The 19,138-nt window shown below is 46.7% G+C and carries 17 protein-coding genes; 8 read left to right on the forward strand and 9 right to left on the reverse strand.

All coding sequences use genetic code 11. The features are described from left to right. Nucleotides 1-70: 70 nt before the first annotated feature. Nucleotides 71-1,582 carry an arabinosylfuranosidase ArfA gene (arfA, locus tag E0496_RS01420; RefSeq protein WP_141499846.1) on the forward strand — a complete coding sequence of 504 codons (1,512 nt, stop codon included), beginning with the start codon at nucleotides 71-73 and terminating at the stop codon, nucleotides 1,580-1,582. A gap of 89 nt (nucleotides 1,583-1,671) precedes the next feature. Here the strand turns inward: arfA and E0496_RS01425 are convergent, their stop codons facing one another. The 9 genes from E0496_RS01425 to E0496_RS01470 all read right to left on the reverse strand — a co-directional run bounded on the left by E0496_RS01425 (nucleotide 1,672) and on the right by E0496_RS01470 (nucleotide 12,137). Further along, nucleotides 1,672-3,288 (reverse strand): glycoside hydrolase family 5 protein, encoded by a 1,617-nt coding sequence (locus E0496_RS01425; protein WP_141499847.1) that lies wholly within the window; start codon nucleotides 3,286-3,288, stop codon nucleotides 1,672-1,674. Nucleotides 3,289-3,314: 26 nt separating this feature from the next. Continuing rightward, nucleotides 3,315-4,151 carry a carbohydrate ABC transporter permease gene (locus tag E0496_RS01430; protein ID WP_141499920.1) on the reverse strand — a complete coding sequence of 279 codons (837 nt, stop codon included), beginning with the start codon at nucleotides 4,149-4,151 and terminating at the stop codon, nucleotides 3,315-3,317. Nucleotides 4,152-4,168: 17 nt separating this feature from the next. Further along, nucleotides 4,169-5,056 (reverse strand): carbohydrate ABC transporter permease, encoded by an 888-nt coding sequence (locus E0496_RS01435; RefSeq protein ID WP_139997571.1) that lies wholly within the window; start codon nucleotides 5,054-5,056, stop codon nucleotides 4,169-4,171. A gap of 32 nt (nucleotides 5,057-5,088) precedes the next feature. Next, complete coding sequence (locus E0496_RS01440) at nucleotides 5,089-6,360, reverse strand: ABC transporter substrate-binding protein (protein ID WP_141499848.1); 1,272 nt, start codon at nucleotides 6,358-6,360, stop codon at nucleotides 5,089-5,091. 106 nt (nucleotides 6,361-6,466) lie between these two features. Continuing rightward, nucleotides 6,467-7,558 carry a response regulator transcription factor gene (locus E0496_RS01445; RefSeq protein ID WP_141499849.1) on the reverse strand — a complete coding sequence of 364 codons (1,092 nt, stop codon included), beginning with the start codon at nucleotides 7,556-7,558 and terminating at the stop codon, nucleotides 6,467-6,469. Then, entirely contained in the window at nucleotides 7,551-9,329 is a 1,779-nt protein-coding gene (locus E0496_RS01450) for a sensor histidine kinase (RefSeq protein ID WP_141499850.1), read from the reverse strand. The genes E0496_RS01445 and E0496_RS01450 overlap by 8 nt, the downstream gene beginning before the upstream one ends. Nucleotides 9,330-10,029: 700 nt before the next feature. Next, entirely contained in the window at nucleotides 10,030-10,290 is a 261-nt protein-coding gene (locus tag E0496_RS01460) for a hypothetical protein (RefSeq protein WP_139997563.1), read from the reverse strand. 288 nt (nucleotides 10,291-10,578) lie between these two features. After that, a complete protein-coding gene (locus E0496_RS01465) occupies nucleotides 10,579-11,202 on the reverse strand; it encodes a hypothetical protein (RefSeq protein WP_141499851.1) in 624 nt (207 codons plus the stop codon). Between the two features lie 356 nt (nucleotides 11,203-11,558). Further along, nucleotides 11,559-12,137, reverse strand: coding sequence for an O-methyltransferase (locus E0496_RS01470; RefSeq protein WP_141499852.1), 579 nt, complete (start codon nucleotides 12,135-12,137; stop codon nucleotides 11,559-11,561). Between the two features lie 359 nt (nucleotides 12,138-12,496). Here E0496_RS01470 and E0496_RS01475 point away from each other — a divergent pair, with 359 nt between their 5' ends. The 7 genes from E0496_RS01475 to E0496_RS01505 all read left to right on the forward strand — a co-directional run bounded on the left by E0496_RS01475 (nucleotide 12,497) and on the right by E0496_RS01505 (nucleotide 19,067). Next, entirely contained in the window at nucleotides 12,497-14,158 is a 1,662-nt protein-coding gene (locus tag E0496_RS01475; RefSeq protein WP_141499853.1) for a PucR family transcriptional regulator, read from the forward strand. A 182-nt stretch (nucleotides 14,159-14,340) separates the two neighbouring features. Beyond that, on the forward strand, nucleotides 14,341-15,153 hold the full coding sequence (locus tag E0496_RS01480; RefSeq protein WP_141499854.1) for an ABC transporter ATP-binding protein: 813 nt from the start codon (nucleotides 14,341-14,343) through the stop codon (nucleotides 15,151-15,153). Then, on the forward strand, nucleotides 15,153-16,034 hold the full coding sequence (locus E0496_RS01485; RefSeq protein WP_241674494.1) for an ABC transporter permease: 882 nt from the start codon (nucleotides 15,153-15,155) through the stop codon (nucleotides 16,032-16,034). Before E0496_RS01480 ends, E0496_RS01485 begins: the two co-directional genes overlap by 1 nt. Nucleotides 16,035-16,076: 42 nt before the next feature. Further along, a complete protein-coding gene (locus E0496_RS01490) occupies nucleotides 16,077-17,078 on the forward strand; it encodes an ABC transporter substrate-binding protein (protein ID WP_141499855.1) in 1,002 nt (333 codons plus the stop codon). Between the two features lie 20 nt (nucleotides 17,079-17,098). Further along, complete coding sequence (locus E0496_RS01495; RefSeq protein WP_141499856.1) at nucleotides 17,099-17,281, forward strand: hypothetical protein; 183 nt, start codon at nucleotides 17,099-17,101, stop codon at nucleotides 17,279-17,281. Next, nucleotides 17,281-18,678, forward strand: a complete 1,398-nt coding sequence (locus E0496_RS01500; protein ID WP_141499857.1) for an amidase — start codon at nucleotides 17,281-17,283, stop codon at nucleotides 18,676-18,678. The genes E0496_RS01495 and E0496_RS01500 overlap by 1 nt, the downstream gene beginning before the upstream one ends. Continuing rightward, nucleotides 18,675-19,067, forward strand: coding sequence for a RidA family protein (locus tag E0496_RS01505; RefSeq protein WP_141499858.1), 393 nt, complete (start codon nucleotides 18,675-18,677; stop codon nucleotides 19,065-19,067). Before E0496_RS01500 ends, E0496_RS01505 begins: the two co-directional genes overlap by 4 nt. Nucleotides 19,068-19,138 lie beyond the last annotated feature (71 nt).

The raw sequence follows: 19,138 nt of genomic DNA on the forward strand, positions 1-19,138 counted from the left end.
TATGATATAAGAAATCAACAAATTAAGAATTAATCATTTAATTAATTCAATTATAGGAGGATTGCATGATATGTCTATGAAATCAACCATGCTTATCGATAAAAACTTTACGGTGTCCAAAGTTGACCCACGGCTCTATGGCTCGTTTATTGAGCATCTTGGCCGCGCTGTTTATGGAGGCATTTATGAGCCAGGCCACAAGACAGCTGATGAGAACGGCTTCCGCCGCGATGCACTTGAAGCCATCCGTTCTTTGCAGGTTCCTATCATACGCTACCCAGGAGGAAACTTCGTATCCGGCTACAATTGGGAAGATGGCGTTGGCCCGAAGGCAGAGCGGCGACGGCTGCTTGACCTTGCTTGGTGGACGACGGAAACCAATGAAATGGGTACCAATGAATTTGCGGATTGGGCAAAGCTCGTTGGCTCAGAGGTCATGATGGCTGTCAATCTAGGTACTCGCGGGGTCGATGCCGCTCGAAATCTCGTTGAATATTGCAACCATCCATCCGGCTCTTATTACAGCGATCTCCGGATCTCGCATGGTTATAAAGATCCGCATAAATTCAAAACCTGGTGTTTAGGCAATGAGATGGATGGCCCGTGGCAAATCGGAGCAAAAACAGCCGTAGAATACGGACGGCTTGCAAATGAGACTGCCAAAGCCATGCGCTGGGTCGATCCAACGATTGAGCTTGTTGCTTGCGGCAGCTCATCCAGCGGTATGAGCACCTTTGCCGATTGGGAAGCAACTGTGCTTGATCTCACATATGAGCAAGTCGATTTCCTCTCCCTGCATACCTATTACAACAATAATGAGCAGGATTCGTCTAACTTCCTTGCCAAATCGCTAGACATGGATCAATTCATTTACAGCGTAACCGCTATTTGCGATTATGTGAAGGCTAAGAAACGGAGCAAGAAAAAGCTCATGCTCTCACTCGATGAGTGGAATGTCTGGAACTCCATCGGCAGCAGCCGTGCAGACGAGCGCTGGCAAATCGCTCCACCTGAATTCGAGGATGTGTATACCTTAGAGGATGCGCTAGCAGTAGGTTGCTTTATCATTACCTTGCTGAAACATGCTGATCGTGTAAAAATGGCTTGTATTGCGCAGTTAATTAACGTTATTGCGCCGATCATGACTGAAAACGGCGGCCCGCTTTGGCTGCAGACGACTTATTATCCTTATATGCATGCTTCCATTTATGGCAGAGGAACCGTGCTTCACCCGATTACCTCTTCGCCGAAATACGACTCGAAGGATTTCACAGATGTCCCTTACCTCGAAGCGATCAGCGTATTTAATGAGGAGCAAGGCGAAATTACCGTCTTTGCTGTCAACCGCCATTTAACGGAAGGCCTGGACCTAGACGTTGACGTTCGCAGCTTCGGCGAGGTTAGCATCATTGAGCATTTGGTGCTGGAACATTCGGATCTGAAAGCCGTGAACACAAAATCAAATCCCAATGAGGTTACGCCTCATAATCGCGGTAATGCGAAAGCCGATAACGGATCAGTGAAAGCCGTGCTAGGCAAAGCATCTTGGAACGTCATCCGGCTGCAAATCAAAAAAAGCTAAACCAATTCAATGCGGGAGCATATTGAATGAGCAAAAACCGCAGGAGCACATGCTCCTGCGGTTTTTTTCTTTTCATACGCCATGCTTAATTATGATATAGCGGCAATTCGAATCCACTGTATCGCTACCGGGTGCTCCTCCGCACGGAGAATGAGCTTTTGCAGGCCTTCTGCCTGGATTTGGACTTGTATGCGCACGTTCTGCCAATGGTCGCTCTCCAACTGCCGAGCTCCAATAAATGTATCATTCATCGAAGCCATCACTCTTGCGATGCCCGGTCCTCGAACGAGCAGCTCAAGCTCAATTGTTATCGGAGCACTAGCTACCGTAAATTCGTAAGCAACCCAATCGGACGGAGCGAGCTGAACATAAAGCCGCTCATCCGTTTGCCATTCCTCTCCCTTCATATGCTGAAAGTTCGGCGTTTCTCTCGCACTGTCCACAAATCGGATATCCACACCGTCCCCGCTGCGATATTCAATATTTTTATCCGCACGCCTGCTAATGCCGTAACTGATTCCTTCTCCTTTATAACCGTAAAAAATAGCCGGTATCGTCACTGTCGCCCTACGGAACAACGCATTGACAACTTCAGGACGATAGGTACAGTTCTCGATTCGTATATTGTCTAGATAGGCCCACAAAATGTGTTCCACCGCTTCCGCGCTTGGCCTCGCCCCGCCCTGCATATAATCGATAAGCTGCTGCCAGTTCTCTGGCATATTAACCGAACACGGGGAGTTCGTACAATCGAGCTTCTTCCACGTCCAGAAGTTCCACGAAATATCGTGATCCTCATACAAGCGGAAAGCTCCCGTAAACCAATCACAGTTGTTTTCCCCGCCCTCACCCATAAAGATCGGAAAGTCCAGCTCCTCGCGCTTGTCCAAAAACGGCTGGATACTCTCCGTATCCGGATTGTTCCAATACTTGTGGAATTGCAGCATCAGATTATCATCGAGCCGCTCGTCGAAGATGGACCAATCCGTCGCCCAATGCGCACCTTCCAATATGATCATATGCTGCTGGTCCACTTCCCGAATGGCCGAGATGATGTCCTTGTACAGCGGCATAATTTGCCCGTTATATTGCGCGAACCAATTGGGAAGCGGCTCATTCAGCAGATCATAACCCGCAACAATCCATTCATCTTTGTAACGATTGGCAAGCGCTCTCCATAAATCAACCGTCAATTGCTTATTTTGTTCGTTTAGAAACAGCTCCGGCAGATCATTCGCGGAATCGTCTATATTCGTCCCCGTCTGCCCCCCAGGTGCCCCATGTAAATCCAGAATGACATAAAGGGAATGAATCCGGCACCAATCAATTACACGGTCAATAAGCGCCAAACGATTTTCTTTGATTTGCAAAACAGCGTCGTCCTCGATTAGAAATCTGGCGTTAATCGGCACGCGCACCGAATTAAAGCCTTCGGCCGCAATTTTCTCAATGTCCGCTTCCGCTGTATAACGATCATAATAAAGCTCCCAGAATTCATCAGCTTTCTTGTCGCCGATTAATTCACTAATCATTCGCTCGATCCGTCTCGGGCGGTCGCCTTCATCAGGAAATCGCCACATGTAGCCCTCAGGCAGCAGCCAGCTCCCAAAACCGACACCTCGCAGCAAAATTTCTTTCCCGTCTCCATTGACCACTTTTTTGCCCGATGCTTTTAGAAATCCAGATACATCTTGATTTTTCTCCATCTCCGTCTCAAACCACCCTTTCTCTATTAGCCTTTAATCGCGCCTTCGGCAATTCCGCTTAAAATATATTTTTGCAGCAGCAAGTATACAAGCAAGATCGGCAGCATCGTCAATACCAAAGAGGACAAGATCGCTGACCAATCGTTATTGTACTCGCCAAACAGCATATTCGTGGAAATAAGCAGTGTATAATACTGTGATTTGGTCAGCATCAGAAGCGGCAGCAGAAAGTCGTTCCACATCCAAAGTGCGTTCAAAATTGCAACCGTCGCCGTAATTGGCATAAGCAATGGTAAAATGATAGCCGCATACAATCGAAATTCCCCGCAGCCGTCCATGACGGCCGCTTCATCCAAATCCCGCGGTATCGACTTGACGAAGCCATGATATAAGAAAATCGCAAGCGCGACGCCTAATCCGATATAAATAAAGCCCAACCCGTAAGTAGTGCCCTGCACCTTCAGTTCTTTGGCAATTTTGACAAGCGTAATTAAAATAGAATGGAAGGGTATCAACGAAGACAGCACGAACAAGGAAAACAAAAATCGGCTGAGCCTTCCTGGCGTTCTCGACATTTTGTAACCAGCCATAGATGCGAACAAGATGATGCCTGTTACACCGATCAGCGTGACTACAATCGTGTTCCAGAAGCTTCTTAAAAAGTCGATTTTATGATATGCGTCAGCATAATTTCCAAACGTTATGGAAGTAGGGAATGAGAGCACCCGATTCAGCATTTCTCCATCTGACTTCAGTGAATTGAGAACAGCCATGTAAATGGGAAACAACGTGATAACCGCTGCAACAAACAAGAAAAGCAGGATAAAGGCATGACCGGTTTTGTTCCCCGTCGCTGCTAGCATCGATTTACGCTTTGCCACTATGCCTCCACCTCTCTTCTTTTCATGATCCAAAGCTGTATAACCGTCAGAATCAGCACAATGACAAACAATATGATTGCTTTCGCGCTAGCATAGCCGTACCTCTGATTAAATTTAAACGCTTCCTCCACGATGTTAAGAGCAATGACCTGCGTTGATCTGCCGGGTCCTCCGCCTGTCAAGGAATAAACGGCATCAAACACTTTGAATGAGGAGCTGAGCGTCAAGAAGATGCCGATTGTCACTGCAGGATAAATCATCGGCAGCGTAACATAACGGAAAGTTTGCAGGCTGCTAGCGCCGTCAATGGCGGCTGCTTCTCGCAAAGAAGCCGGAACTCCTTGCAGAGCAGCGATATAAATGACCATTTGGTAGCCGACCCCGCCCCATAGAGAAAGAATAACAATCGAATAAAAGGAGAAAGCCGGATCTCCGATCCATGATTGATCCAGGATAAGAAGCCCCGTTTTCTCGGCTATAATCGGAAGCACCTTCGTAAAGATAAACATCCACATAAAACCGCCAATAATTAAGCTGAGCATATTAGGCATAAAGAAAATCGTACGGAACAGCACCTTGCTCTTTCTTCGTGATTCTACGAATACCGCGAGCAGCAAGGCAATTACATTTTGCAAAACAACCATGTACAGTACGTATTTAAAGGTGAACCAAACCGACTTTATAAAATAAGGGTCATTCGTCAGCGCTTCGGTATAATTGGCGAATCCCACCATATCGTAGGTGGGATTCAAACCGTTCCAATTCGTTAAGCTGTACCAAACGCCCCCAAAGGCAGGAGCGATGGTAAACACAGCATAAAATAATAAGGCCGGCAGTACGAAGGCTAGAAGGATGACTGTTTGCTTGTTTTTTCTGAGAACGCTCATCTTCGTCACTCCTAATCAGTCATTGGCCCTCGTTATTTCGCACTTTGAACCGCAGTAGCCCACGCCTTATCCATGCTGCTGATAAACTGGTCCTTCGTCACTTCTTTGGCAAAATAGCTCTGAAGCAGCTTCGCCTGCTCGTCAGTTACGCCATTAGGCAGCTTCAAATCTTGATAGGCCTTGCCTTGTGCCACATATTCCGATGCTTCATTAACCCATGGGAATACCTCATACTGATGCACGCTGGAAACAGGGTTGAATTTCAATTCTTGGAACAACGTGGAGGAATCCTTCTCGTCATAGAAGTAGTTGAGCAAATCCAGCGCGACTTCTTTGTTTTTGCTCGTTTTGGATACAGCTAGCGTAGTGGAAGTAGACAAATTGATCATCGTACCTGCTGCATTATTGCTGACAGGAAGCGGGGCAACCCCAAATTCCATCTCAGGGTTAACCTTTAGAATCGTCTCCGCATTCCAAGGCCCCTGTACCCACATGGCCGCCTTGCCATTCGCAAAATCAGTAGAGCCCGCTTCGTTTCCAACCTCGAACGGTTTTGCGGTGCCATTTTCCATAATGAGATCGATGATATTAAAAATGTCTGACACATCGGCGTAGGAAGCCTCGCCTTTGTTCATCTTCTCAATCCAGTCCTTATGCTCGGATGACACGATTCCGCCTAGCGACAAAGCAGTCATCAGCTGCGGAACCCATGATTCCTGGAAGGCCAGCAGAAACGGCTTCTTATCCGCCTGCTTCAGCTTCTCCACAACCGCTTTCATTTCATCAAGCGTTTGCGGCGGTGTCAAGCCAAGCTCACTGAACATCTTCTTGTTGTACAGATATCCCCATGACAAGCTCTCCAACGGCAGCGCTATAATGCGTCCCTCATTCATCACCGTATTTTTTACCGTATCGTATAAGGTTTCCGTTGCCGGCTGGCCCGTAAGGTCCTCCAAATACCCGGCTTTGTCATACGTGCTCAAATCATTCGCATGAACGTCAAAGATGTCAGGCGCATCGTTCGACGCCAGTCTTGCTTGCAGCACCTGCTTAGCCTGATCAGGATTCGGCATTTCCAAGTCAATGGTGACTTCAATATTTTTCTCCGCAAGCTCCTTCGCTTTGAACTGCTCGAAGTATTTCTCGAATTGATCCTTGAATCTTGGCGAACCGATCTGAACCTTCAATTCCACCTTCTGTACTTTCGATCCTTTAGGATTGTTACCTTCATCATTCGAGCCGCAAGCAGCAAGCGACGTGACCAGCAGTGCACTAGCTAGACCAAGATAAAGCGTTTTCTTCATGTTGAGTCCCCCCTGTTTGTTTGGTAGCCTCTTCAGTATAGTCAGGCAGGAAGCAGGAAGCATTACAACCGATTAGCGGCTTTTATTGCACAATATTGATAGCGCTTTAATCCTCTTTTCCCGCTTTCTTGGCCTCGCCTGGCGTCACGCCAAAATGTTTTTTGAACACTCGGTGGAAATACGGAAGCTCCGGGTATCCGGTCAGTTGTGCGACTTCTTTGATCGATATATGAGGCTGAAGCAGTAATTCTCCAGCCTTCTCCATGCGCTTACGGATGATATATTCCGTCAGATTCTCTCCGACTGCCGCTTTGAATGTACGGCTCAGATGCTCCTTGCTGACATAAAATTGCAGGGCAACGCTTTCAAGCGCGATGGGATCTAAAAAGTGGCAGTCCAAGTAGTTTTTCACCTCGGCAATAACAAGGCTCCCTTTCGTTTTCTGGATTGCCTCGATTTTATCTATTGCTTCGCACCAGAGAGTGCCTATATTCCTTAATGCCTCCGCTATTCCTGCGTAAGGGACGCTTATCTTTTGCCGAGTAGTTAGCAACAGGTTATCGGATTCGTATTGGATTAGAAAGTGTCCAAGCAAAGCTTCAAAATCAGCGACCAGCCTCTCCAATTGCTCCCCGCTAAGCCCTTCAGGATACGCCTCGTTTATAAAGCGTTCCATTTTGCCCAATGCCTGCAGCACCGCTGGTTTGTTCAGCTCAAATAAACCGGCAAGCGCACGCTGCTTAAGCGCTGAGTAACGATCTGTTTCAGGCACGCTTGAGAACTGAAGCAACGGCTGCAGCAGCATGACTGCCGGCTTGCTCTCCGCACCAAGCTCCTCGACACATTTTTGCAAAGCACTATTTAGCTCCATAGGATCAACCGGCTTCAGCAAATACTCCACGGCCCTGGATCGAATGGCCTGCTTGAGATAGATGAAATCGTCATACCCACTCATCACAATGATCTTCAATAACGGGAACTGATCATTGATTTGTTTTAGCAGTTCCACCCCGTCCACGCCTGGCATGCGCATATCCGTAATGATAATTTGGGGAGCAAGCTCGTGAATAAGACGCAGCCCAGACTTGCCATCCTCTGCCTCCCCTGCGATGAAAAGCTGCAGGCGTTCCCATTCTCCTAACGCTTTAATGACCTCTCTAGCCCAAGGCTCGTCATCGATAATTAATACTTTATTCATGCTGTTCCCCCTTCCATGGCAAAGGCAGCTTAAGTGCTAGCAAAGTTCCTTGTCCAGGCCTGCTGAATATCCGTAGTGAAGTACTCTCGCCAAAATGCAGCTTCAGCCTTGAGTTGACGTTTTGCAAACCAATTCCTTTGCGGATTTGCGGCTTCTCCTTCTCCAGCACTGTCCGGTCAAATTTAAGTGCGCCACCTTCCTTTAACCCCGCACGCAGCATGCTGAGGCGCTCCTTATCCATCCCTGCCCCGTTGTCCAAAATAAAGATAGCCATATGGTTCTTGATCGCCTTCACCCTAATTTTAATTTCCCAGCTTCCTTCCTTCGGCTGCAGTCCATGCTCGAAAGCATTTTCGACGAGCGGCTGCAGCGTAAATCTAGGCAAATGGACACCGCGTCCTGAACCATCGTACTCGATGGTAACCGTACAGCGTCCGGTAAAACGCTGCTCTTGAATGAACAAATAATTACGAATATGCTTCAACTCATCTTCCAGGGTGGCTGCATCATATCCGGAGCTTATCGAGTATCGCAGCAAATCGCCAATCACTTGCGTTATTTTATAAATTTCAGGAGCTCCTTTGACTAGTGCTATGCCCCCGATCAGATTCAGCGTATTATTCAAAAAATGAGGGTTAATCTGTGCTTGAAGAGCCATCAACTGCGCGTTCTTCACCTCTATCTCCTTCTGGTATTCGTTCTCAACGAGCTCCTTCATCCGCTGCATCATGGAATTGTAACCTCTCTCCAGCAGCCCGATTTCATCCTGGCTTTGGACTGAGGTTAGCTCAAACTGCTGGATTGGCGTTAGCCGCATCGTCCTTGCTAACGAGACAATCGGCCTTGTAATGCGAAGCGATACCATAATGGAAAGGATAATCGATGCAAGCGCAAAGAGGAGACCTGTAATAATACCCGCTCTAACCGTATTGTTAGCGCTCTCAGTAATCGTCGTAATCGGCAGCGCTTTAATAAGCGTTAGTTCCCCATCATCGACACGTTTGCTGAAAATATAGTAGCTGTCTGTTTTCTTGATTTCCAATTCTTTATTCAATAATGGACCATAGCTCAAAATATCGTTGAGTGGCGACAAGCTCTGTTCCATCGTGGAGCCCGAAAGCAGTTCCCCCTCATCGTTGATTAGGAATACCGAGCTGTCATCCTCCGATTTCAAAATCGTGCTCACTTCCTTCCAAACATCCTTATTGATACGGATAGAAAGTCCACCAAGCAAATGCTGATCCGCAAATTGGTTCATGCTGTGAAAGGCATAGATTCCGGTACCGGATTGTTTGAAATAAAGGTTGATCGGCGCTTGCAGCAGCCGGTTCCAATTCCCTTTCTGAATATCAAGCGAATAAATAAGTCCGCTGCTTGCATAATTAACGGAATAAACCTTGTGGCTCTGGTGAGTATAGAGTGCCAGCTCATCTATTTTTTTGGAGTTTGCATAAAAGGCCTTTGTTAAAGTTTCCTGAATATACTTTTGCGTTCGAAATTGTCCACCTCCGTTCTGAGCATCGACCGTATTTAAACCTTCAATCAAGGACTCATTCACTTGAAGCGAATAAAACAAAACATCAATTTGCCGAATCAACTCATCCAAATATTGATCCGCCCACATCATGCGAGAACGATTGGCGTCAATAATTTCCTTCTCCACCGAATTGCGAGTATTGTTGGTCGCAATCCAGGTGACTGTCAGCACAGGCAGCGTAGTCAGACAAATCATAAGCAGCATTAGCCTATATCGGATGCTGGTGCGTTTCATTTTCCTCACCCCTCTCTATCACGCGCACATTGATCTGATCCCAGTGTACCAAATCAATAAGCTGAATCATTGGATTGATTTAGCCATTAGTATTGCACAATATTGATACCTAGCATTCTTATCTTATTTGCCTATTCGAAACCTCTCAACATCTGTCTCGCAAGGCACTAGCACAAGCATATTATAAGGGAGATTCATATTGTATAGAAGACTACTAGGGAAAGGAGCTGACAACATTGTCTTGCAGACCATTTTGTCCGACAGTCCGAGTATACGATCCGCCAGTAACGGTAATTAATGATGTTTTCCATCCACAAATCGTAGAGGTTGTTCATCAAGTAAACGTTGTATCCCGCCATCACTGCGTCCCTGTTGAAAAACATTTCTATCAATATTGCTATCAAAACGAAAATGCATCTGAACAAGAGCACCGCTCTAACCGCTCTAACCGTTCAAATCGTTCGAATCGTTCCCATAAACATCACAAAAGCGGTAAATCTCATATCTCCAAAATTGCCAAAGCAAAAAAGAGATCAAGTAAATAGCAACTTTTGCTTCTGGTATGCATGCGAAAGAGAGCACTGCCTTTCAGTGCTCTCTTTCTACTTTTCTAGATTGTTTTTTACCCCACCGTTGTACACAAAAAAAAGACCCATTCCGGTCTCTTTTCTTTGAAATCAACGTTGAAACGAACCATTGATTAATAATAGGATTCCTTCCGCATTTCTGTAAAATGAAATAGTCCCGAACGATGATTGGAAGATCTGATTTTCTCGATGATTTCGCATAAATAAACCATCGCGTCAGTATCTCTCGTCGACGAGGCGATCTGATATAGGGTGTTAAAGCTTCCAAGGGCATTTTCTTTGTTAACAGCCCCTGTCTTCAGGTTCATTAAGACGCGCTCGATTTCGCTGTTAACGAACCATACAATTCTTTTTTTCAGATTTGAATTAATCATGAGCAACCCTCCGCTGTCAATGAAATAGTACCTGTTAAGTATAGCTCGTTGACAACTAAAACTCTGTCGAAGCACGTAGTCGAATAAAATTTTTTTCATCCAAATTCATGTCGATTAATTTATACAGATCACCCCGATCAGAGGGACCATCGTAGAGTTAAAGGACAACTTCCAGCTTATTGACATCTACCGCACAGCCAGTAATTTCAATATTCAATTGCCCTGCAGTTCTTTTCACCGTCAACTAATGGTACACAATTACTGTTCTCATAAATGTACCTCCCCATTTTAGTCCGATAGCGATATCTTAAAAACGATGGCCCATTTTACATCTTTGAGCATTTCCTGCGTGAATGAGACGGTTTGCATGCCATTCTCAGATGCTTGCATCCCCCATACGGCAGCCTCTTCCGCTTCATCGATGACCAATTCATTATTGCCCAGCACGATTGGCATACTTGAGCTCACCGCAATGTCAGCTGTAACCTCATATTCCGTGCTTGATGTTCCACCTTGATCATTTAATGCCACCGTCACATTGTATTTGGTCTTTTTGGGGGTAATCTCATCCGTCTGTTGTTTGACAGAAACGACTAATTCACCATCCATAACTCTATCCCCGTTTTGGGATTGTTGAAGGGCAGAGCTTAATGAAGATTGCTCTGGCTCTTTTAGCGCTCCGTTTTCCCATACTTCCATACTTACCCGAACGTTTGACTTTGTCCCTTTATAGTTCAGTTTAACGGCTCCCGACATCGACCCTAGAAACGGCTGATACCGCTTGGCATCCCCTTCAAACAATTCAAAGGGTTTAACGGTCAAGACCCCACTTTTTTCGGAGCTTGCCTCCGAGCACCCTGATAAAACCACCAATAACATAATGACGGAACAGACCATTCGTAAAAATTTCAATTCTTCATCCCCTTAATCCAAATCGATGCTATATATTTGAAGTACATAACTTAAAATACAAATTTTTCCGCTGCATGAGTTCATCATGGGTTCCCTCTTCAACGATCCTTCCGCTTTCCATCACAACTATGCGGTTAGCGAGCCTCGCTAATTCCATTTTATAGGTAATATTGTTTGCTCCGTTTATGTTAGAAAACCAGTCTTTAAGCTGATCGGAAGACGGAGTACCATCCGTTATTGCGATAACTTTTGGCAGCTGCACTCGGGCTATACGAAGTCGGAGCCCTATTATTTTGAATGGATTGACGGTGATTTGGCGCAAGAGGATTATGGAGAAATGGATCTCTATAACCCTGTCACTTCTTCGCAGCAATGATTAATCCTGTAGACCAATTGATCTTGGTGAGGATAAGATCTTCCCTGCTATCCAAGTATTGAATCAGATGCTCCACTTTGCCAGCATGCCCCTCCGACCAGGTAGATACCGGGATTAAATCATCAATAATATACAATCCACCTGGGCTGAGCAATGCTAATGTCTCGTCGAGCGTATTGTATTTTCCTGGCCAAGTATCTGCAAAAATAAAATCAAATGTATGGCCTTTAAATTCTTTTATAAATACGGTCCCATCCATAGTGAAAAACTGCACTCTTGAATCGCTGCCTAGATGCGTTCTAGCTATATTATGCAGCGATTCATCAAGCTCCACCGTCAATAACGAGGATGCGGCGTCCATGCCGTCCAAAATCCAACTCGTTGATAACCCCGCACCGGTCCCTAGTTCCAGTAATCTCCCACGCTCACATGATCCTGCTAAAGTTCTTAATAAACTACCCGTCTCCAGATCGCAGGACATCTTAAAGCCAGCCGCTTCAGCATCCGCAGCAATGGCTTCCGCTTTCATCGGTTTCTTTATGTTTTGAGTCCATAACATGATTTAATACCGCCTTTTCTAATAGATATTAGCTTAAAATGATATGGTTTATATATTACCACATTCATACAAAAAAGGAGATTACTATTTGCTTCAAACAAAAGATTTGTAGATCAATCATGTTTATGAATTGAAGAGTCATCTATACAAAAGGTTTAAAAACACTCCCCCATTTTAGCCATTTCGTACAATAGATCCTTTACATCCTTTCTTTTTCATGTTAATTTTACTGACATAAACGTGAGTGATCACTTTCTACCTTGACGGTTAACGCTTATTTCACAGTGAAATATAAGAATTATATTACGTTAACTAACTTAAAAGGACTTATATAGCGAAAAAGAAAGGTGCTGGTATCTATGCTTCTAAATGATTTGCTTACTTCCTCCATTTTCTTGAATGCAGAAGTTATAGCCGGCCGCGACGGTCTCCTTACACGTGACGTGTCATCTATTAATATTATGGACGCACCTGATATTGTCACCTTTCTTAAGCAAGGGGACCTTCTATTAACGAACGGTTATATTTTGAAAGACCGTCAGGAAAACCTGACGGAATTTATTATCGGCATGCACAGCAAAGGCTGCGCCGGGCTCGCGATCAAAACCAAACGTTTTGCCATAAGCATTCCTCAGGAGGTTCTAGAGGAAGCGGACCGCCTGCGTTTTCCCATTATCGAGCTATCCATGATTGAAACTACGCTGGGCGAGCTCTTTCAGCAATCCATCAGTCTTATTCTTGAAAACAAAACGCATGAGCTTCATTATGCTTTAACCATCCACAAGCAGTTCTCCGATATGATTATGCAAGGAAACGGGCTTGAGCGAATTGTAGACAAGCTTGCTGACCTTCTTGCTGCGCCTGTTCTTCTGTTCAATAGGAAGCATCAAGTATCGGCCTCTTCCCATCATTTTGACAGTGTCCATATGGAGCAGTTGCCCGTAATAGCCGCCAAAGCGCTAGCTGAACTTTCTGGCCCGCTTTCCGCGATGTCCCTTTGTTTTCCCCCTATCCTAACCTCCCAACATCGCCAAGCAGAACTCTTCCCTATTCAAACGTATCGGCATGATGGCTGTTTGCTTGCCTTCATTCCCACCTATCCGCCATCCAGCTTGTCCTCACTCGCTTTAGAGCAAGCTGCGCATGTCATAGGCCTTGAAATGACGAAAAAGCAGGCTGTCAAAGAACGCTCTAGACGTTACAAAAACGAGTTTTTCTCCGACTTAATTGAAGGTTATATTGCTACAGAACAAGAAGCGCTGCACCGCGGCAGCAAATATGGCTTGCAAGCGGACGCTGCTTCCTTGTTGATTGTAGCAAGGCCCGACCAACCGCCCTCTCAGGGACAACGAATGCTTGAAACCGTTATGGAGGAGCGACTGAGCGCCGATCGTGATGCCCTATACGAAATCTTAAAGGCCGAATTTTTGGGGCTAGATGTCACTTTTGTCATGTTTACCAAAAATGACGGATTTGGCGTGCTGGTAAAGCAGCCTTCAGCATGCTGGAATGAAGTCCTTTTTGTTAAGCAGCTGGAACGAGCGGCGGAACGCATGTACGAAAGCGATCAGATCAGCTTCTCCTTCGGTATCGGTAATCCGTTCAACAACGTACTCGATATAGGCATGTCCTATAAAGAAGCCCAGAAAGCACTGCAAGCAGGCTATCAGTTAAAAAAGCAGCGCTTTGTGCAATCGTACCAAACGATGGATGTCAGTCGGCTGCTGCGGATGCTTCCCCAAGAGGAGCTAAGGTTGTTTTATGATGAAGTGTTCAAAGCTCTGTTCAATAAAGAAGAGAATGACCAGAACGAGCTTTTGCGCACGCTGAGGGCCTTTTATGATCACCACTGCCAAATTATTGATACCGCAAAGGCTCTGTTTGTGCACCGCAACACCGTTATTTACCGTCTAGAAAAATGTGAGAAACTCACCGGCCGCAGACTAAAAGACCCTCTAGAAAGCCTTCGTTTTCGAATGGCTTTCGCGATAGAGCCGATGTTAAAAACACTTCCCTTGTAAAAGTAAGTAAAGCATTATTTACTGAAAACGCTAGTTTTTAGTCAAAACGGCTAAATTAACAATTCGTTTATAGTTTTTTTGACCAATGACAGATGCTCTTGAAATCATTATGATAGACACATAGAACACATGTTATAAAAACTAACATAAAGTTTGTATTGGAGAGAAGGGAGTTGGAACATATGAGCAGTGCAGCCTATCCCGCTACAACTGAAACACCTGCCATTCAAGTACAGGACATAACCAAATCCTTTTTGAATGCGGAGGGTGATGAAATTCATGTATTAGCCGGCATTACGATGGATATTCCGCAAAAGGAATTCGTTAGCATCGTTGGTCCCAGCGGCTGTGGCAAAAGTACGATATTTAACATTGTCGCTGGCTTGCTGGAGCCCACCACAGGCAAAGTTCTGGTAGGAGGCGACGAGATAGGCCGCAAAACCGGCCATGTCGGTTATATGATGCAGCGTGATCTGCTGTTGCCTTGGCGAACGATTCTGGATAATGTCACGATCGGGCTTGAAGTAAAAGGATTGCCGCGAAATGAGCGGCGCGATCTGGCAATGACCTATTTAGAGCGCTACGGTCTCGACTCTTTCGCCAAGTCCTACCCCTCTACGCTGTCCGGAGGCATGCGGCAAAGGGTTGCACTCATCAGAACGCTCGTTACTCAGCCTGATATTATTTTGCTCGACGAGCCGTTCTCAGCCCTTGATTACCAGACCCGGCTTGTGCTGGAGGACGAAATTCTCTCTATCTTAAAAAACGAAGGAAAAACTGGCGTGCTGATCACGCATGATATTGAGGAAGCTATCTCTGTCTCCGACCGCGTCTTCGTTATGAGCAAGCGTCCTACCTATGTGAAGAAGACTTATCAGGTTGGGCTTGCCGCGGAGCACGGCTCAGCGATGAAAGCAAGAACTGATGCCCGATTCAAGCAGTTTTTTGAAACCATTTGGTCGGAGCTTGATATTCAAATGGGGAGGTCAAGCTGATGGAAAACGCATCGCAAGGCATGAAGCTGCAAGACTCAAAAACGGTTTCCGCTGGTCAGAAACGGCGGTTAAAACCGCATCAAGCAGCCGCTATGAAGCAATGGTCCTCCGCAATGGCCTGGCGCTTCGTCATCATAGCCGTTATTATCGCAGTCTGGGAAACGGCCGTACGCATGGAGCTTGTTAATGCTTTTCTGCTCGGCTCCCCTACCGCCATTATCCAGACAGCCGCCTCTATGCTGCAATCCGGCCAACTGGTCAGTGATGCATTTGCAACGGTAAATGCTACCGTTATCGGCTTCGTGGCGGGCAGCCTTCTCGGCTCCCTTGTCGGACTTCTGCTTTGGTTCTCCAGCAAACTGTCGCGAATTATTGATCCCTTTGTTGTCGCCTTGAACGGCGTGCCGAAAATCGCGCTTGCGCCTATGATCATTATTTGGTTCGGCTCAGGTATTTTCTCCAAAATCGCGCTTGCGTCCGTCGCTACCTTGATCGTAGCTCTATTGTCCGCCTATCAGGCGACACATCAAATCGACCAATCGCAGATTCATTTGATGAAATCATTTGGTGCAAACCGGTCACAAATTTTCACAAAAATCATTGTTCCCTCGTCGCTTCCATGGATTATCTCCGCATTCCGCATCAACATCGGCCTTGCCCTTGTCTCGGTAGTTGGCGGCGAATTCATCTCGTCAAACAAGGGACTCGGCCACATGATATTCGTGGAAGGCAACCTGTTTAATTTGCCCGCGGTGTGGGTTGGGGTATTTACCCTGATGCTCGTAGCGACCTGCCTCTACACCTGTGTCAGCTTTATCGAGAAAAAATTATTGCCGTGGAACGATAGTACGCAGGCATCAAATAAATCTGCCGGGGTCTAATGTGTCGAACCAGCTAATTGAATCATAAAGGAGATCACAACAATGAAAAAAACAGCGGCAAAACTGATGGGACTTTTACTTATTAGCACCTTATTCCTAAGCGCATGTGGTACAGAATCGGCAACCCCAGATGTTGAAGCGGCAAGTGATACCAAAAAAGACGTCATCATGGTTTCAGAGGTTTATCACAACTTGCTTTATCTCCCGCTATACGTAGCCAAAGAAAAAGGCTTCCTTGAGCAAAACCAGATTGAGCTCTCGTCGATTACGGCAGCTGGAAGCGGCCCTACTGCTCTTGCCTCCGTTATTTCAGGGGAATCCACTTTCTCCTTCCACGGACCTGAGCATGTCGCCTTCGCCAAGGCAAAGGGCGGCGATGCCCGCTCCTTAAGCATACTATCCGGCAGCGCCCCGGTATGGGCTGTCGCCAATGCAGGTACATCGATTGAAACGGCAGAGGATTTCAAAGGAAAAACGATTGTAACCGGCATTGCGCCGACCAGCTCCAACAGCCTGCTTCGTAAGCTGTTCGCCGATCATAACATTAGCTTGGAGAAGGATGTCACCATCGTCGAAGTTCAAAACGGCTCTGAGCTAGGCACATTGTTGGCAGGCAAAGCGGATATCGCTGTTGTCTATGAGCCGCAGCTCGATCAAGGCTTGCTGCAAGGACTAGAAATCGTATATGACTTTACGAAAGATTACCCGGACTTTGCTTTTGCAACCTTGAACACATCCTCTAAAGTGATCAAAGAAAATCCGGATCTGGTCCGGCGAATGGTCAATGCCATTGAGCTTGCGCTTGATTACATTCACTCCGACGCAGAGGGAACAAAGGAAGTTGCCAAAAAAGAGTTTCCGAACCTCGACAGCGCGATTGTTGAAAATGCGGTACAGCGCATGATTGACAGCAAGGTTTATCCGCAGGATGGCACGCTCACACCATCAGCGTTCCAAGCGGCAATCGATATGCAAAAGTTTATCGGCAATTTGAAGGTTGATGTCAAATACGAGGATATGGTCGATACAAGCTTCATGCCTTAAGAGAAAGGAGCCTGCCTGCTATGGAAGCCGAACATCGAGATGAATACCTTGCGTTTATCGCACAGGAGAAAAACAAATATAAGGACGGATATGTGACGAGCGAGGAAAGGCAAAGCTTCGAACAAGAGCGCCTTCTTCTCCGCTCCTTCCGGCTCCCCAATGACATCATGCCAATATCCGCCGCCAGAGGAGTGCTTGCCTGATGATATCTACCCAACTGCATGAACTGACATTGGCCGAGGCCGGATCGCTTATCCGAAGCAAACGCTTGTCGCCAACAGAGCTTACCGAAGCCTATATTGACCGCATTGAATCGAAAAACAACCGTGTACAAGCTTGGGCGGCGATTACGGCTGACGCTGCCAGGAAAGCAGCCTTGACCGCTGAGAAGCAGATCATGAATGGTCATTACCACGGACCGCTTCATGGCATTCCATACGGGGCCAAAGACATCATATGTACCGAAGGGGTGCGGACGGGCGCGGGTTCTAGCGTAGATCCTGAATATGTTCCGACAACTAATGCTGCTGTCATTGAACGGCTGGACACAGCTGGAGCCATACTGCTCGGCAAAACAACCACAACCGAATATGCCTATCAAGGCGGCGAACCGCCGACACGCAATCCATGGAACCTCTCTCATTCCCCTGGCGGCTCCAGCTCTGGGTCGGCCGCTGCTGTTGCCGCCGGAATGGCCTCTTTTACGCTTGGCACGCAAACCTTTGGCTCGCTCATTCGGCCGGCAGCCTATAACGGACTGACCTGCATGAAGCCCACCTTCGGTCGGATAAGCCGGTTCGGTGTGTTCTACGCCAGCTGGTCGCTTGATCATATTGGCACCTTCACCCGAACCGTTGAAGATACCGCCCTTACGCTGGAGGCGCTTGCAGGACATGATTCGCGTGACCCAGCTACGCTTCCCGGTGCTGCTCCCCTCTTCACCCAAGCGCTTGACACCGATATTAGAGGCATGGTCATCGGTTTGCCTGATACTTTCTTTGTAGCCGAGGACCCTGCGATTACTGAGGCATTGGATGCTGCTATTCAAGTCTTGGCTCAATTAGGGGTGCAGTTCAAAAAGATTAAGCTGCCGGACTGCATGGATGAAGCGATGGCTGCCCACCGCATGACCATGCGGGCCGAAGGCGCTGCTTACCATATGGATAAATACGAGACACATGCCGACGATTATGGTCCTTCCATGCGGGAACAGCTTGAACTGGGCTATGAGCTTAGCGCCGTTGATTATTTAAGAGCACAGCGCGTGCGTACCGTATTTCGAAATGATATGATGCGGTTATTTTATGAAGTCGATGCCATTTTGACACCTTCGACACCGACTCTCGCTTTGGCTGGTTACAAAACCGGAAGCCCCATGTTTAACGGTCCATTTACAAATGCCGGATTGCCAGCGATGACGGTACCCATTGGCTTGGAATCTTCGAGCCAGTTACCCATTGGAATGCAGTTAGCCGGTCCTTTGCTGGGGGAAGACAAATTGCTTGCAATCGGTCATCGGTTCCAGCAAGCGACGAATTGGCACCAGATGACCGCAGCATTAATGGAACAAAATAAATCTGGAAGCAGGTATCCGCTATGACTACGATTATCACATCTCCGCATGCTCCAAAATTCCCGCTCCCCTTCTCCCATGCGGTTCGGGCAGGTGACTTTGTTTATGTCGCAGGGCAAGTTGGCGTAAATGCAGAAACACTCGAGCCTGTAGGAGACATTCGCGAACAAACCGCACAATGTATACGCAATATCGAGTTTATTTTACAAGAAGCAGGCTTATCGCTGAATCATATCGTGAAGGTGACTACACATCTCAGCCAAATGGAGGATCAAGCTGCCTACAATGAAGTGTATGCAGACTTGATTTCCGCTCCTTACCCCGCGCGCATCACTGTATTCAGCGGACTCGGGCCTTACCTCATTGAAATGGAAGTTATGGCTTATTCGCCATCCAAACGCGGGGAAGCTGTTTGATCCTCTTGCCGAACGGATAAGTATACGGAAAAGCTGATATGAGGTGAACAAGCGTGAGTGAATTCAAAAAA

Source organism: Paenibacillus luteus, assembly GCF_006542765.1.
GTDB lineage: Bacteria > Bacillota > Bacilli > Paenibacillales > Paenibacillaceae > Pristimantibacillus > Pristimantibacillus luteus.

What these genes read in the sequence shown, in the direction of transcription:
- arfA (WP_141499846.1), top strand. Translation starts at nt 71, where the DNA reads ATGTCTATGAAATCAACCATGCTTATCGATAAAAACTTTACGGTGTCC.
- E0496_RS01425 (WP_141499847.1), bottom strand. Translation starts at nt 3,288, where the DNA reads ATGGAGAAAAATCAAGATGTATCTGGATTTCTAAAAGCATCGGGCAAA.
- E0496_RS01430 (WP_141499920.1), bottom strand. Translation starts at nt 4,151, where the DNA reads ATGCTAGCAGCGACGGGGAACAAAACCGGTCATGCCTTTATCCTGCTT.
- E0496_RS01435 (WP_139997571.1), bottom strand. Translation starts at nt 5,056, where the DNA reads ATGAGCGTTCTCAGAAAAAACAAGCAAACAGTCATCCTTCTAGCCTTC.
- E0496_RS01440 (WP_141499848.1), bottom strand. Translation starts at nt 6,360, where the DNA reads ATGAAGAAAACGCTTTATCTTGGTCTAGCTAGTGCACTGCTGGTCACG.
- E0496_RS01445 (WP_141499849.1), bottom strand. Translation starts at nt 7,558, where the DNA reads ATGAATAAAGTATTAATTATCGATGACGAGCCTTGGGCTAGAGAGGTC.
- E0496_RS01450 (WP_141499850.1), bottom strand. Translation starts at nt 9,329, where the DNA reads ATGAAACGCACCAGCATCCGATATAGGCTAATGCTGCTTATGATTTGT.
- E0496_RS01460 (WP_139997563.1), bottom strand. Translation starts at nt 10,290, where the DNA reads ATGATTAATTCAAATCTGAAAAAAAGAATTGTATGGTTCGTTAACAGC.
- E0496_RS01470 (WP_141499852.1), bottom strand. Translation starts at nt 12,137, where the DNA reads ATGTTATGGACTCAAAACATAAAGAAACCGATGAAAGCGGAAGCCATT.
- E0496_RS01475 (WP_141499853.1), top strand. Translation starts at nt 12,497, where the DNA reads ATGCTTCTAAATGATTTGCTTACTTCCTCCATTTTCTTGAATGCAGAA.
- E0496_RS01480 (WP_141499854.1), top strand. Translation starts at nt 14,341, where the DNA reads ATGAGCAGTGCAGCCTATCCCGCTACAACTGAAACACCTGCCATTCAA.
- E0496_RS01485 (WP_241674494.1), top strand. Translation starts at nt 15,153, where the DNA reads ATGGAAAACGCATCGCAAGGCATGAAGCTGCAAGACTCAAAAACGGTT.
- E0496_RS01490 (WP_141499855.1), top strand. Translation starts at nt 16,077, where the DNA reads ATGAAAAAAACAGCGGCAAAACTGATGGGACTTTTACTTATTAGCACC.
- E0496_RS01495 (WP_141499856.1), top strand. Translation starts at nt 17,099, where the DNA reads ATGGAAGCCGAACATCGAGATGAATACCTTGCGTTTATCGCACAGGAG.
- E0496_RS01500 (WP_141499857.1), top strand. Translation starts at nt 17,281, where the DNA reads ATGATATCTACCCAACTGCATGAACTGACATTGGCCGAGGCCGGATCG.
- E0496_RS01505 (WP_141499858.1), top strand. Translation starts at nt 18,675, where the DNA reads ATGACTACGATTATCACATCTCCGCATGCTCCAAAATTCCCGCTCCCC.